Origin of the sequence: Bacillus aerolatus, assembly GCF_009183655.1 — a bacterium.
Lineage (GTDB): Bacteria > Bacillota > Bacilli > Bacillales > Domibacillaceae > Pseudobacillus > Pseudobacillus aerolatus.
Genome location: NZ_WEIO01000004.1, coordinates 180,185 through 193,891 on the forward strand (window position 1 = coordinate 180,185; position 13,707 = coordinate 193,891).

The window sequence follows — 13,707 nt, forward strand, 5'->3', positions numbered from 1 at the left end:
ATGTGTTAATCAAAAATAGTGAGCTGGAGGTTATCTATCAATGATAAACGTTGGTTTTTTATTGACAAAGGTACAAACGTATTTCGCAGTTGAACATGGCGTTCCATAAGTGTTTTTTGCCATAAGCAAGTGGTCACCAAAATTTCTCCTCCCCATGCAGGAGGAATGAAAATTGGATGAGCCCCTTTCCCCACCTGAATCGGCAAATTCCGAGAAGCTATTTAACTAAAAGGAGGACAAAGCGATGAAGAATTCAATCTCATTAACGAAAGCAATTACACTATTGATCGTTTCAATTCTAATTATCTTTGCAGGCTTACTGTTCGTTAAAGCTCCTGCAGCGATTGTACTTATCACTGCAGGAATAGCGGCTATTATTCTCTCACTATTGTGGGGGTTTAAATGGGAGGACATCGAAAACGATATTATCGATACCCTGCGAAAGGTGTTGCTTCCTATTTTGATTATGTTTGGTGTCGGGATGTTAATTGGAGCCTGGATGTTAGCAGGCACGATCCCTGTCATCATATATTATGGTTTGTTAATTTTAAAACCATCGATATTTTTGGTTGCCGCCGCTCTGGCATGCGCTTTAATGTCTTTAATGACAGGAACTTCCTGGGGGACGATTGGTACCATTGGTGTCGCTCTTATGGGTGTTTCAATCGGATTTGGGATCCCTCCTCATTATAGCGCCGGAGCGATTGTGGCAGGAGCTTACTTTGGTGATAAACTGTCACCACTTTCTGATGGAACTATTATGGCAGCTGCTTTAACGGAAGTGAACATTGTTGAACACATTAAACATTTGATGTACACGACCATACCTTGTTTTGTTATTTCCTTAATTCTTTATATCATCTTAGGTTTTCAGTTAGACGAACAAGTCCAAAATACGAAAAATATAGAATTAATCATGTCTACACTGGAGGCGAATTTTAACTTAAGTCCAATCCTCTTGTTACCCCCTCTGATCGTATTGTTCTTAATTTTTAAACAGAAACCGACTTTACCTGTTTTTGGAATTGGAATTTTGCTAGGTTGTATATTGGCAGTGTTCTTTCAAGGTAGAGATCTTTTAGAAATAGCTAATACACTTAACAATGGTTTTACGGATACAACAAATGTGAAAATCGTCAATGAAATGTTACAGCAAGGCGGATTATCGAGCATGTATAGTACAGTGGCTGTCATATTTGCTGCAGCTTTGTTTGGTGCCCCACTGAGAACATCGGGAGTCGTTCAAGTTATCTTGGAAAAGATCGTAAAAGTAGCTAAAACGGGGAAAACAATGATGGCGTCTTGTCTATCTATACACGGTCTCTTTTATACAATAACTGGTAGTTGGTACGTATCGTTTTCAGTATTCGGGCCAATGCTTGCACCATTGTATGATAAATATGGCCTTCATCGAAAAAACTTATCGAGAACACTTGAAGATTCAGGTTCCGCTTTTGGACCAGCGATTCCTTGGAGTACAACAGGTGTCTTTATCGCAAGCACTTTGAATGTTCCAACTGGCCAATTTATTCTCTATACCCCAGTGGTCTATCTGGCAGTTGTATTTGCCCTTATTTACATTTTTACAGGGTTTGGCATTGCTAAGGCAGATCCCGAAGTTATTAAGGACAATATGAAGAAGGAAGCTGTCCTTCATGGGTGAAATATACGCGCGGGTCCCTACTAGGCCGGCAAGCCTTGTAATTGGGATCATCACCTTCTCTGTTATTGAAAGAATTGTTTGGAATAAAATTAGGAGGGTTAAGCATGGAAAAGCTTCTTAAAGAAGATTGTTACACAGAAGATGCCGTGTTACAAAAAATCAATAATTACTTGGATAGCCAAAAAGAAAATGCTTTAAGATTCCTTGAAGAAATCGTTAATATTGATAGTTTCTCCTACGATAAAGACGGAGTTAATAGAGTTGGAGCAGTTATCCGCAAGAGACTAGAAGATTCCGGAATCCCTTATGAGATCCGTGAGAATGGGGAGTTTGGGGATCACATTATTGCCGTGATTAAAGGAAAAAAACAAGGAAAAATCTTATTAATGGGGCATCAAGATACCCCTCATCCGCCGGGTACAACCTTACAACGCCCTTTTAAGATTGAAGGAAATCTGTTGCGTGGGCCAGGCGTATCTGATATGAAAGCAGGCCTTGTATCCATGATTAATGCCGCCATTGCCTTACAAGAGTTTGCATACGAAGAAATGTGTGACATTGAATTACTATTTACACCCGAAGAAGAGATCGGCTCCCCTATATCAAGAAATGTGATTGCAGAGAGAGCCAAAGATGCTCTTGCTGTGTTTAACTTAGAAGCCGCTCGACCAGATGGGTCAATCGTTACATCAAGAAAAGGCTCTGCTCACATGAAGATTGAAATTGAAGGAAGAGCAGCCCATGCCGGAGCTTTCATAGAAGATGGTATTAGTGCTAACGACGAACTCGCTTTAAAAATGGTTAAAATAAAACAGCTAATGGATGATAAAAAAGGGACGACTGTAAACTTTGGAAAAATTGAAGGAGGAATAAGTAATAATATGGTGTCTCCCTACGCTGTTGCTACAATCCACTCTGCCTTCTGGTCAGAAGAAGATTTTAACGAGCTTTATGATCAAATTAAAGAAATTGTTGCAACACCGTATATCCCAGGAACAAAAAGTAAACTAACAGGCGGAATTGGCATACAGCCAATGGAAAAGCACGAAGGTGTTTCAAAAATGTACAATGTTGTTCAAAAAGCTGCTGAAGTCTTAAATTTAACAATAACTGAGCAACGGACGAAAGGCGCCGCAGATGCAGGCTTCACTGCTTCGTTAGGCGTTCCGACCATATGTGGGATGGGTCCCGTCGGTGGGAACTGGCATGCGGTGGACGAATATATGGAACTTGACACTTTTATCCCAAGAATGAAGCTATTAGCTAATTCCATTTTGCTATTTGTTAGAGAATCAAAATTATAAATTAATAAAACAGAGTACCATGCATATCATTTTTGCATGGTATCTTTTTTCCCTTCTCGGAATTCCCCCTGCTTTTTAGCAAACTCAATACCTTCACGCTGGGCAATCCTAATTTGTTTTTCCTAATACATAAACAGTCTCAATATTATCTTGATAGTGTCTAGCACCTAATTCCCTCTCCAAACATTTATATACTATATTGTGTTTTCCTCCATTAAAATAGCCACCCTGAAAAACTAGGATGGCTAAAAAACTACCTATTAGGAGCGGCTGTTTCCTCTTTAATTGTTCTTCTATTGAGCAGCTTTTTGCAGTGCTCGAGTCAAAAAGGCCGAAAATTGTCCTCTTGTAACATCTGCTGTTGGTTTAAAAGTATTATCCGGATAACCGACTGTGATTTGAGCTGCTAGAATGCGTTTGATTGATTCATATGCCGCCATATTTTCCGCGACATCAGAAAAATTGATTTTAGTCGTGTCCTGCAACTTAAAGGCTCTAGCTAAGAAAATAGCCATCTGACCGCGGGTAACGGTTTCGTCCGGGCGAAATGTGCCATCCGGAAAACCCGTGATAATTTTGCTCTTATATGCAGCTGCGATGTAGCCGGCTGCTTTTGAAGAAGATGACACATCATTAAATGTCGTCTCTGTTGAATCGATTGTTAGCTCCAATGCACGGCCAATCATAATCGCGGCCTGTGCTCTCGTTACCGTTGTATTCGGCCGGAATGTTCCATCTGGAAAGCCAGTAATAATACCTTCATTACTTAAAGTGTAAATCTCATTGTAGAAACGTTCGCTTTTTAAGACATCAGAGAAAGAAATTACCGAAGCAACCTGCTTTACCGTAACTTCTTTTGCTTCACTTATGTTTCCGGCTTTATCTGTTGCAGTGATCGTTAACTTTGTTCCTGCTTTTTGGACAGGAATTATTGCAATAAATTTCCCATCAGCATCAACGGAGACGGTAGTTAATACTGTCGTGCCAGCCTTAACCGTCACGGTAGAACCTGCTTCCGCTGTTCCTGCCACACTCGTAGATTTCTCTGTTACTTCATTTACATTTGGAACGCCTGGAGCAGTCACATCTTTTACGATAACTTCTTTCGCTTCACTTATGTTTCCGTCTTTATCTGTTGCAGTGATCGTTAACTTTGTTCCTGCTTTTTGGACAGGAATTATTGCAATAAATTTCCCATCAGCATCAACGGAGACGGTAGTTAATACTGTCGTACCAGTCTTAACCGTCACGGTAGAACCTGCTTCCGCTGTTCCTGTTACACTCGTGGATTTCTCCGTTACTTCATTTACATCTGGAACGCCTGGAGCAGTCGCATCTTTTACGATAACTTCTTTCGCTTCACTTATGTTTCCTTCTTTATCTGTTGCAGTGATCGTTAACTTTGTTCCCGCTTTTTGGACGGGAATTGTTGCGGTAAATTTCCCATCAGCATCAACGGAGACGGTAGTTAATACTGTCGTGCCAGCCTTAACCGTCACGGTAGACCCTGCTTCTGCTGTTCCTGTCACATTCGTGGATTTCTCCGTTACTTCATTTACATCTGGAACGCCTGGAGCAGTCGCATCTTTTACGATAACTTCTTTCGCTTCACTTATGTTTCCTTCTTTATCTGTTGCAGTGATCGTTAACTTTGTTCCCGCTTTTTGGACGGGAATTGTTGCGGTAAATTTCCCATCAGCATCAACGGAGACGGTAGTTAATACTGTCGTGCCAGCCTTAACCGTCACGGTAGACCCTGCTTCTGCTGTTCCTGTCACATTCGTGGATTTCTCCGTTATTTCACTTACACTTGGAACGCCTGGAGCGGTCGCATCTTTTACGATCACTTCTTTCGCCTCGCTCATGTTTCCGACTTTATCTGTTGCAGTGACCGTTAACTTTGTTCCCGCTTTTTGGACGGGAATTGTTGCGGTAAATTTCCCATCCGTACCAACAGTGACGCTAGTTAATACTGTCGCACCAGCCTTAATCGTCACGATGGATCCCACTTCGGCTGTTCCTGTCACACTCGTATGATTATCGCTCACTTCATTAACTATTGGAGAATTCGGAGGAACTATATCATTAGAAACAATAAATGTTTGATAAAAATTACTTCCTTCACGTGGGAACAAGCTACTTTGATTTCCTACTTTATCAACAAAGTAAACCCAAGATGTATACCATACACCATTTATTGCATTACTAGGCACTCTATACGTACCTTCATATTTCTTTGTGGTAGAGTTATATGTTAGATAAACATATTGATCTGTATCTCCACCTTGCTTCTTTACTTGTACCACTCGATGTGTAGTAACATCCGAGATGCCCGATTCCAAATCTTCTGCCTCGACTTGAATATGGATCTCATCCCCTGGCTGAACTGCTGTTTTATCAAGCTTTATACTCTTTAGTGTTGGCGGGGTTAAATCATTACTTCCATTAGAAACGCTAAATGTTTGATAAAAGTTACTTCCTTCACGCGGGAACAAGCTACTTTGATTTCCTACTTTATCAACAAAGTAAATCCATGATGTATACCATGTACCATTGATTGCATTGCTTGGCACTCTATACGTACCTTCGTATTTCTTGGTGGTAGAGTTATATGTTAGGTAAACATATTGATCTGTATCTCCACCTTGCTTCTTTACTTGTACCACTCGATGTGTAGTAACATCCGAGATGCCCGATTCCAAATCTTCTGCCTCGACTTGAATATGGATCTCATCCCCTGGCTGAACTGCTGTTTTATCAAGCTTTATACTCTTTAGTGTTGGCGGGGTTAAATCTGTTGACGCTAAAACCGGTAAGATATCACCTAGCGAAAAAGCAATAATTAATGTAAAAGCTATCATAGCTCTCACTCGCTGTTTAAACATTAAGAAGACTTCCTTTCCATGTTCCCTTATTTTCCTTCCTACTAATATATAACACTCTAAAAGGACCGAATTAATTATACTGTTTTTCCTAATACATAAACAGCCTCAATATGTTAGATTAAATAAGTAAAATGAATTCATTTCGAAAAAAATAGTTAACTTAAGTAGTGGGAGGAGTAGGCTTTTATGAAAAAAACAGTGAAAGTTGTGGCGGCAGTTTGTATAAACGAACAAGGCAATGTTCTCTGTGCATTGCGCTCACCAGAAATGGCACTTCCAAACCTTTGGGAATTCGCAGGCGGGAAAATTGAAAAAGGAGAAACACCTGAAGAATCTTTAATAAGAGAAATTCAAGAAGAGCTAGACTGTACAGTGGAAGTGCATGAGCTCATTGAGGATGTTGTACACGAATATCCAAATGTCATTGTCAATTTGCTTACATACAAAACAGTGATCATTGAAGGAACACCAACAGCAAAAGAACATGCTGAATTAAAATGGGTGCCCCTCCAAGAGCTTCGCTCATTAGAATGGGCACCCGCTGATATTCCGACGATTGATAAACTTGTTAACGGATAAAATCAATATATAAATCTTCCGGCACGGGATGATGCAATCGCCATTTTATGCTCATGGGGTTATCATTCCGTGCAGGTGATTCAACTTTCTTAATCGTCTGTTTCATTCTTAATATAGTGATAAAGCTGACTATCAACGGATTGCTCCATCACCATGTTCATGCGAACAACCGGAATATTTTTTCCGTTCTTATCTTTCATTTCAGTTTGTTCCACGCTCTTTTTATCGGGAGTAGCCTGTCCTAAATAGTAAAAGTCGCTTCCTTCATCGTCGTCCTTTTTTATAAAAATATGAACGTCAATATGATTTTCTTCTGCTTCAATAATGGTTCGAACTTCCTCTGATTTCAATGTTCGATTGCTTCTTGTGTACCATTTAAGAACATCTTGATTAAGAAACTCGTCCCCATAATTGACACTGGACTCTACTTCGTCGTTTTTATGATATGTGATAAAGATTGGACAAGTACCGTACTTTGTTTTGTATCCATACATCGTCGAACTTTCATCGCTGTTCCAATTTAGGAGCCTGCAGGCGTCTTTTCTTGAGTATTTTTCATACAAAGTGAGCGGCTGATTGCATCGGTAAGATTCACTTTTGGCTTTACTGCTTTGGACGATATCAATGACCATTTCTTTGAAATAACTATTTTCCTTCAGACGTTCTTTAATCAAATCACTAAATACAAAATTCTTCTCTTCCTTTAAAGCAATAATTGGCTGTTCCCCATACTTTTTCTTCATACTTTGAGTGAAAAACGATAAATCAAATATGCGCTGAACAGACACAATTGTATCTTTATCCGCTCGACAATTCGACTCAGCTAAACAACGGACATAATCGTCATACGTTACTTCTCCTTTATGCAGTAACAACTCCAATAACAAAATTTCATGCTTCCGCTTTCCATTTAATATTTCTAATGAAAGCATCGTTAACACTTTGTTTTCGTAGCTCGTTAGCGAAGGAACTTCTTCTTTCATTTTTACTAAAAATTGATGATAATTCGAGTGCTTCTCTGCAATCACAACTGGATCAATCGAATGATTTAATACAAAATCATATAAATACGGAACCCTGCCAATTCTATTTTTCAAATTAACAAAGGCTTCTTTTAAAACGCTCATTGCCGTCAAATTACTACTGTTAATGGCTTTAAAAATCTTTTTCTTAGCGATCTCTTCAAAGTTCACCGTTGAGACGCCTTTAATATAACTTGTATCCTTTGTTCGTCGCCGTATATTATCTTTATTTTGCGATTTGTCTCCTGAAAGGGCCATTGGAATTAAATAATTATTTTTATAATTACCGATAAAATCGACGATCGTAACGAAATCCTTCGAATCATGTTTGCGGAGTCCTCTTCCAAGCTGCTGAATGAAAATGATACTCGATTGTGTTTGTCTTAACATGACCACTTGATTAACGCTCGGAATATCGATCCCTTCATTAAAAATATCCACAGTTAATATATAGTCGAGTAGACCATCTTCTAATTCCTTTACACGGCATGCTCTTTCCTCTTGCGAATCATCCCCTGTTAAAGCAATGGTACGGAAACCTTTTTCGTTTAGCCGAAGAGATAGCTCTCGCGCTTCTTCTTTTCTACTACAAAAGATTAGTCCTTTTACTTCCTTGCCAGAGAATCCATAGTAATGAATCTTTTCAATGAGATGATTCACACGTTCCTCAGTAACGAGCTTCGATAAAACTGTCGTATCGTCAATGATCTCGCCGTTACACTCAAGGTCCGTCACACCAAAATAGTGAAAAGGACAAAGCATATCTTCTTCAAGTGCTTCCTGAAGACGAATTTCGTATGCGATATTGTAATCAAATAATTCATAAATATTAACATCATCTGTACGTTCAGGCGTTGCTGTCATTCCCATCAAAAACTTAGGTGTGAAATAATCAATGACTCTTCGATACGATTCAGCACCAGCTTTATGCACTTCGTCAATTAAAATGTAATCAAATGAATCCCGATCGAATTGGTGCAATGTTTCTTTTTTTGAAATCGTTTGGATTGTCGTAAATAAGTATTTGGCGTTTGTTTGTTTACTTGTTCCTGTTAACGTGCCAAACTCTTCATCTATCCCACCGAGCACCCGCTGAAAATCAGATTTTGCTTTGTTTAATATTTGCTCCCGGTGAACGATAAATAGCATTCGTTTAGGTGCAAAGCGTCTCACATCAAATGCGGAAAGGTAGGTTTTCCCCGTCCCTGTTGCTGAAATAATTAATCCTTTATCCTTTCCCGCTTCCCGGACAGTCTGAATCTCTTGTAAAGCCGCTTGCTGCATTTTATTCGGCTTAATCTCTATCGAATCTTTCAAAGAATTCGACGTATAGGAAGCAGGCATTTCTACTACTTGATCCATTACCTTTCTATCGACAAGCTGAACATACGTTTTTTCATAGTCTTCAACCCATTGTTCAGTCAATGGATGAGCATTTTTCCAAACATCCTCAAATTGATTTTTAAAATGGTGAACAATCTCTCCATTTTCATGTGACGTGAGCTTCACATTCCATTCATAGTTGACCTTTAGCGCATGTGCCGTTAAATTAGAGCTGCCAACAATAAGTGAATAATGTGTATCATGGTCAAAAATATAACCTTTCGAATGAAAGCCTTTTACACTCGTCAACCTCACTTCTACATTTGTAATTTTCAGCAACTCTCTAAATACTTTCGGTTGATTGAAATTCAAAAATGTCGATGTTAATATGCGCCCTTTGATTCCTTTTCGGTTAAGATCGAGAAAATGAGATTTAAGAGTAGCAAGACCGCTTTCTGTAATAAAAGCGACTGAGAAAATAAAGGAATTACTATGTTCAAGCTCCTCTAGCAACGAAGTTAAGACATTTTCATTTTCATTTTCTTTTACATTATTCACTAACAGCTTAGGCTTATAGTTTCCAAATTGATTATAACTTTGATCGATAAATCCCTTATGTAAAGAGGCCTCTAAATTTTGAATAAAATTCTCCATATGATCACCATTCATTACCATTTATTTATATCAATTGTAATGCTCGCTGTTTAAGTGTGCAAATATATTTTAAAAAGCTATTCATGTATAATAATTAAATTAATGTGCTTAGGCAGTTACTTTTTTCTTTGCATAACGGCTCTCACTAAAAAGGAGAGCCATTCCCCTACTACGCGGTGGCTCTCCTTCTCTTTTATATGACTATTCTTTCAACAAAGCTCGGGGAGTGATAGGCACTATTATCTTACTGCTCTGGCTCGGATGGATAAGAAATATCTTCAAGCGCCTCTCCCGCTTTGCGATCCGTGTTCTGGTTGACAGCAAGATCTCCTAAAGAAACTATTCCAACGAGTTTGTCATCATCAACGATTGGCAGACGGCGGATTTGATGGTCTGCCATCAGCTCTGCTGCGTCCTCAACAAGCATATTCCGATTCCCCGTGACTGGATCCGTACTCATTACTTGTGAAACTTGGGCATCAACAGGTATATTATTGGCCACACCCTTGATAACAACATCTCTGTCTGTCACAACGCCTACCACACTGCCACTGTCACAGATCGGCATTACACCAACATCCAGCTCTTTCATCTTCTCGGCCGCTTCATAAATTTTACTTTCCGGTTTACACCATTCAACATTGGAAGTCATTATATCGGCTATTTTCATAATCGAAATCCCTCCTTTGTTTGTGTTCATGAGTACTTTTCCCTTAACTATAATACTAAAACATAATAAATTGTTTCTGCTGAGCTATCCCTCCATATATTATATTAAGTTATCCTGAAATTTAAGAAGTGTTTCAAACAATTAAAAGACAATCCCCCCTACATATAGTTGTAGAAGGAGAGATTGTCGAATTAGACTTAATTATAAGAGTTGTGATTGTTGTTGACACTCAAAAAATGTATGTTGTGGCAGTATGAATTTTGCATACCACTGCGCTTTACGTGGAGTGGCCGCGTGTTAGGCTAATTGTCTTCAAAGGCCATTGGCTCTTTCCTTTTTAATAAAATATGTCCGCAGAGACTCCATTTCAAGCGATAAAATGAGATTGCATATTTAGTATATAGCACTTATAAATATGCCGCCATTTACTACATCAATTGATTGCCAAATACAGTTGTGATAGCAGTTCTTTGTCCATGGCTAATTCTACTTTCTTCTTTACCACTATTTGTGACACGGTTCTCCGTATCAAATCTGAATGAGTCATCTCTATTCGCATAGATTACCTTTAGAATCAATTAAATGCGTTCTTAATATGTTATTAAGGTCATTTTCAGTAATCTGCCTTTGTTGTTGTGTTTTTTGGAGATATCTACTCGGTGCGTTTCCGCCAATGATTCTATTCGTCTTGTAAGAAAGTGGTGTTTTATTCACTATTGAATCATACATTTTTTTATCTATGGCATTTTTTTCGCAATACGCTCTCGGGAATATGTGATGAATATCTATTTGGCCGCCGTAATAAGTTTGTACATCAATAGGTATTCCAGATATGAAATCTCTTCCCCCCGGCCTTCATTAACATTACATGTAACCCTTTGTATGCAGCACTATTACGTGTACGAAGTGAATAAAGTCTTTCCGCAGCAAAATTAGCATCTCTGACAGTACTAGGTTCCGATCCTCCCTTAGTCCAGTCAATTACCTCTGGTAGATCTCTAGCAAATCTAGTTTCAGATCCTCCGCCGTACAACTCGCCTAATACACCGCAACAATACCATCGTGCCATCTTATGCGGAAGCAGATAAGTTGGATGAGCCGACGATCACGTGCCCTTCTTCTACAAGGATGGAGTCTTGTTTGAAGTGAGCAAGCATGCTGTACTCTCCGCCTTCATGTTCAATCACGACAGTGTTTCCTTCCGGCCAGATCGGGTCCGTCTCTCCCGGCACATTGTCTTTGATTCCATCCAATACTTTGACAACTTTTCCTTCCGCTGGGGCCGTTATTTTTTTGCTAAAAGCGTAATAGTTTTCATTTTTATCTGGTGATTCATGATAGGACTCGCCATTTTTCATTATGATTAGATCATAAGCGTATCTTTGGCTTTCAATGACGTAGTGGTAGTTGAAGAATTGATTCGCTCCGCCCCAAAAGACAAACCACTTCTCTTTTACAGGCATGATATATGTATTCTTCGTGAGCCGCTGATCGCTTTTTCCCGCTTTTGATCAAGCCACAAGAAAATTAAAAAGCTGATGGAGTCACCGAAAAAAGTATGGCAGCATTTTCATTAAAATTATTTTCCCATTTATGCTTCATTTGTGCCGGTATTTTTACACTATCACCAGGTTCCAATATGTATTCTTCATCATCTAAAAACACTTTAATTTTCCCCTCTAATACAAAAGCAACTTCTTCTCCTTTATGCTCCAGCTGTTTCTCAGATGAAGCAGTGTTCGGCGGAAAATTCATAATGGCTGTTGCCAGGTTTCCAGTAAAATCAGGCGAAACTAGCTCATAAGATAAGTTTTCAATGATCATTTTCTTTCGTTGACTAGACCTAACAACTAAATCAACCGTGTTTGTTTCTTCAATGAAAAAGCTAAATGTAGGAACGTCTAGGGATTTCGCTAAAGCTTTAAGAGTTTGAATAGAAGGGTTGGCTAAACCACGTTCGATTTGGCTCAACATTGAAGGCGTTATTTCAGCTAACTTTGCTAATTCTCTAATGCTTAAGTCTTTAGCTTTTCTATATTTTTCAACCTTCTTACCAATATCTATATTTTCCACTGTTATGCACTCCTTAACAATAAATCGTTAATTTTAATTTAATTATTTTAAATAAAACTTAACAATAAAAATAATTTGTGTTAACTTTTATTTAACGTTTATTAAATTATATTTTATTTTACTTCGTTTTGATGGCTATAATCAAGTCAATTAGGAGGATTAACTAAATGAAAGAGATTGAATGCAGCGATCTACAAACATGGAAAGACCACTATCCTTTACTAAACAAACTTATTTCGATGGAGGAAACTTTGTGGTTAAATCCTAATATTGAAAAATTCAAAACAGGAATTAAAAAATCCCCCCTTACTCAAGATGATGTAAAGGATGCAGAGGAAAGATTGAAACGTTTTGCTCCATATATTGCCAAGGTTTTCCCAGAAACAAAAAAGATGAATGGGATAATAGAATCTCCTTTAGCGAGAATTCCTTCCATGAAACAATCCTTAGAACAGAATTACCAACAACCTATATTAGGTGAATTATTGCTTAAGTGTGATAGTCACCTTCCTATATCAGGGTCTATAAAAGCAAGAGGCGGGATTTATGAAGTTCTCAAACATGCAGAAGAATTAGCTCTTCAACATCAATTGTTGACGATTCAAGATGACTATTCGATTTTAGATAGTGATAGGTTTCGAACATTCTTCTCACAATATTCAATCGCAGTAGGCTCGACTGGAAATTTAGGACTTAGTATAGGCATCATGAGTGCAAAGTTAGGTTTCAATGTGACTGTTCATATGTCGGCAGATGCAAAACAATGGAAAAAAGACTTACTTCGAAACAAAAATGTTAAGGTTGTTGAATATGAAGCGGACTATAGTAAAGCAGTAGAGGAAGGTCGAATCCAAGCAGATAGTGACCCAACATGTTATTTTGTGGATGATGAAAATTCTCACGATCTATTTTTAGGATATGCAGTGGCTGCATCTCGATTGAAGAAACAATTAGAAGAGCTAGAGATAACAATAGATGAAAATCATCCTTTGTTTGTTTACCTCCCATGTGGGGTAGGCGGCGGTCCCGGAGGCATAGCTTTTGGTTTGAAATTATTGTATCAAGACCATGTTCACTGTTTCTTTGCAGAACCTACTCACTCCCCCTGTATGTTACTTGGTTTAATGACTGGACTTCATGATAAAGTTTCTGTAGAAGATGTTGGTATTGATAATGTAACAGACGCAGATGGACTTGCTGTAGGAAAGCCATCTGGATTTGTGGGTAAAACTATAGAACCGTTTCTAAGTGGTAATTATACGGTTAGCGATGAACAGTTGTATAAGTTATTAAAGGAACTAGTTGATACAGAGGGGATTCATTTAGAACCTTCAGCACTGGCAGGCATGATAGGACCCATTAAATTATGTAAAGAAGGAACCGATTATTTACTGAAGCATAATTTAACAGAAAAAATGAGTAAGGGTACGCACATTATTTGGGGGACTGGCGGAAATATGGTTCCTGAAGAAATGATGAAGCAATATTATCAAAAAGGATTGAATTTAACGTTAGAGAATCAAAAGTAATTCAA

Annotated in this window: 9 protein-coding genes; 4 read left to right on the forward strand and 5 right to left on the reverse strand. The window is 38.5% G+C overall.

The genetic code is table 11. The annotated features are described in order from the left end of the window. The first annotated feature begins 244 nt into the window (after positions 1-244). Entirely contained in the window at positions 245-1,663 is a 1,419-nt protein-coding gene (nhaC, locus tag F9802_RS08735; RefSeq protein WP_152150998.1) for a Na+/H+ antiporter NhaC, read from the forward strand. A gap of 104 nt (positions 1,664-1,767) precedes the next feature. Next, a complete protein-coding gene (locus F9802_RS08740; RefSeq protein WP_152151001.1) occupies positions 1,768-2,967 on the forward strand; it encodes a M20 family metallopeptidase in 1,200 nt (399 codons plus the stop codon). 293 nt (positions 2,968-3,260) lie between these two features. Here the strand turns inward: F9802_RS08740 and F9802_RS08745 are convergent, their stop codons facing one another. Further along, positions 3,261-5,852 (reverse strand): Ig-like domain-containing protein, encoded by a 2,592-nt coding sequence (locus F9802_RS08745; protein ID WP_152151002.1) that lies wholly within the window; start codon positions 5,850-5,852, stop codon positions 3,261-3,263. A 186-nt stretch (positions 5,853-6,038) separates the two neighbouring features. On the opposite strand from F9802_RS08745, the gene F9802_RS08750 reads away from it, so the two are divergent. Further along, entirely contained in the window at positions 6,039-6,431 is a 393-nt protein-coding gene (locus F9802_RS08750) for a (deoxy)nucleoside triphosphate pyrophosphohydrolase (protein ID WP_152151004.1), read from the forward strand. An 89-nt stretch (positions 6,432-6,520) separates the two neighbouring features. Here F9802_RS08750 and F9802_RS08755 read toward each other — a convergent pair whose 3' ends face one another. The 4 genes from F9802_RS08755 to F9802_RS08770 form a co-directional block, all read right to left on the reverse strand. Next, positions 6,521-9,430, reverse strand: coding sequence for a DUF3427 domain-containing protein (locus F9802_RS08755; RefSeq protein WP_152151006.1), 2,910 nt, complete (start codon positions 9,428-9,430; stop codon positions 6,521-6,523). Positions 9,431-9,674: 244 nt separating this feature from the next. Further along, positions 9,675-10,100 carry a CBS domain-containing protein gene (locus tag F9802_RS08760; protein WP_152151008.1) on the reverse strand — a complete coding sequence of 142 codons (426 nt, stop codon included), beginning with the start codon at positions 10,098-10,100 and terminating at the stop codon, positions 9,675-9,677. Positions 10,101-11,170: 1,070 nt separating this feature from the next. Further along, positions 11,171-11,563, reverse strand: a complete 393-nt coding sequence (locus tag F9802_RS08765) for a hypothetical protein (RefSeq protein WP_152151010.1) — start codon at positions 11,561-11,563, stop codon at positions 11,171-11,173. 64 nt (positions 11,564-11,627) lie between these two features. Beyond that, entirely contained in the window at positions 11,628-12,173 is a 546-nt protein-coding gene (locus tag F9802_RS08770; protein ID WP_152151012.1) for a cupin domain-containing protein, read from the reverse strand. Between the two features lie 167 nt (positions 12,174-12,340). Between F9802_RS08770 and F9802_RS08775 the strand changes: the two genes are divergently transcribed. Next, positions 12,341-13,702: a D-serine ammonia-lyase gene (locus tag F9802_RS08775; RefSeq protein WP_152151014.1), complete on the forward strand. Its 1,362-nt coding sequence runs from the start codon at positions 12,341-12,343 to the stop codon at positions 13,700-13,702. Positions 13,703-13,707 lie beyond the last annotated feature (5 nt).

Excerpts from the sequence above, each read along its gene's own strand:
- F9802_RS08760 (WP_152151008.1), bottom strand. The coding sequence starts at position 10,100 with ATGAAAATAGCCGATATAATGACTTCCAATGTTGAATGGTGTAAACCG.
- F9802_RS08750 (WP_152151004.1), top strand. The coding sequence starts at position 6,039 with ATGAAAAAAACAGTGAAAGTTGTGGCGGCAGTTTGTATAAACGAACAA.
- F9802_RS08740 (WP_152151001.1), top strand. The coding sequence starts at position 1,768 with ATGGAAAAGCTTCTTAAAGAAGATTGTTACACAGAAGATGCCGTGTTA.
- F9802_RS08755 (WP_152151006.1), bottom strand. The coding sequence starts at position 9,430 with ATGGAGAATTTTATTCAAAATTTAGAGGCCTCTTTACATAAGGGATTT.
- F9802_RS08745 (WP_152151002.1), bottom strand. The coding sequence starts at position 5,852 with ATGTTTAAACAGCGAGTGAGAGCTATGATAGCTTTTACATTAATTATT.
- F9802_RS08775 (WP_152151014.1), top strand. The coding sequence starts at position 12,341 with ATGAAAGAGATTGAATGCAGCGATCTACAAACATGGAAAGACCACTAT.
- F9802_RS08765 (WP_152151010.1), bottom strand. The coding sequence starts at position 11,563 with ATGCCTGTAAAAGAGAAGTGGTTTGTCTTTTGGGGCGGAGCGAATCAA.
- nhaC (WP_152150998.1), top strand. The coding sequence starts at position 245 with ATGAAGAATTCAATCTCATTAACGAAAGCAATTACACTATTGATCGTT.